Genomic DNA, 1,434 nt, shown 5'->3' with positions numbered 1-1,434 from the left:
GCCAATAGGCGACGCTGCCGATATCCTCCTCCTGATCCCGCCAAACGACCACCAGGCGAGGGTCACCCATTACGTCGGCCGCGTGATTGAAAAGGCCGTAGAGCCATGACAGTCGATCGCCAGTAATTGCATCGAACGGCCAATGGGCAAGCTGCGTCAGACGCTGGCGGTGGTGCTCACGATAAGCGCCGAAATAGCCGAGCATAACGGCCGCAACCATGAAATAAGTCGCACGCATGATAAATACATTAAGTTCGGACGGACCGCCGTTCTCCAGATCGGGCACACCGATAATGACCAGAACGACCTGCAGAACGACAGCGCCCAAGAAAGCTCCCCTCAGTCCCCAGCGCAGGGTCATGGCAAGTAAGATAAAAGGCAGGAAGGAAAAGAACGGACTTGTGAGTTCGTCCGTCAAAAAAGCGAGACAGCCAAGTATTACGGCATCGATGAGGTGAACGAGGAGGTGGACTGGGCTGCCAAGAGACTTCCGAAACGGAAATACCACCAAAAGCAGGGAAAGGACCATGTAGAGGCCAAGAACCACCTGCGATTCAAACAAAAACGACGCTGGGTCGGTGGGATCAAGATAGATCGCCAGGACAGCGAATAGCGCGGTGACCAAGCGGCCGATGTTGATCAACGCTTCGGGATCTGATGCCAGCAGGAAGTTTCTGGCCGATCTCCCAATCCTCATTGGACGAACGGCCAAGCCGGCGCGCTTCGTCTGAGTAACAAAGCCAAAATCGAGGCTTGCCATGCAAACTCCTTGTCGAAGTACCGTGCATCGCGGCCGGGGGGGCGACCGTCAATAAGCGTGCAAGCGAGTTTGGCATCACTGCGCAAGCTATTGCATCACCTCCGGCGCGAACGGAACGAACACGCCGATGCAGGAACTGGACAAGGAAGAATAAGGCACCCACGGAGTCGTTGCACCATACCAATATGTGGTAGTCCGCTATTCAATCAGCACGAGTCGCTTTGCGGTCACTACTATTGTTCTCGCAATCGCGACCTTCAGCGTGGTGGGCGGCAATGTCTGCTTTCAGGCAGCGGTAAAGCTGATATCTACGGCTGATAAGAGGCGCAAAGCGGTCGTTCAAGCCGCGCCCTACTCCGTCTCCAGCTTCCCTTTCAACTGCGCCCGTGCGTCGCGGATCGAGGCGGCATAGGTCACCAGCGGACGCTTGACGCCATGATTGATCAGCATGCGCCGTATCTGGGGCGCGGCACCCGATATGATGAAGCGGACACCGGCGCGCTTCGCCTTGTGGGCGGCGCCCTCGATGACATTGGCCGCCGTCGAATCGAAGAACGGTACGGCCGAACAGTCGAGGATGAAGTTCTTGCGCTGGTCGGCAATGCGGTCGAGCACGGTGCCGACGGTCGACGCAGCGCCGAAGAAGAAGGCGCCCGAAATGCGGTAGACGACGG

The 1,434-nt window shown here is 57.5% G+C and carries 1 protein-coding gene and 1 pseudogene; both read right to left on the bottom strand.

Going from position 1 to position 1,434, the window contains the following annotated elements; genetic code table 11:
* Positions 1–760: pseudogene (locus EN935_RS35865) on the bottom strand (sensor histidine kinase); the annotation flags it as partial.
* 351 nt (positions 761–1,111) lie between these two features.
* Positions 1,112–1,434, bottom strand: a 323-nt coding sequence (locus EN935_RS35860) for a sodium-independent anion transporter (RefSeq protein WP_164771678.1), incomplete at its 5' end; no start/stop codon positions are given.

It is taken from the genome of Mesorhizobium sp. M7D.F.Ca.US.004.03.1.1, assembly GCF_003998635.1.
Lineage (GTDB): Bacteria > Pseudomonadota > Alphaproteobacteria > Rhizobiales > Rhizobiaceae > Mesorhizobium > Mesorhizobium loti.
Note: the sequence above shows the minus strand (reverse complement) of the source record. Positions and strands in the feature narration are given on the sequence as shown.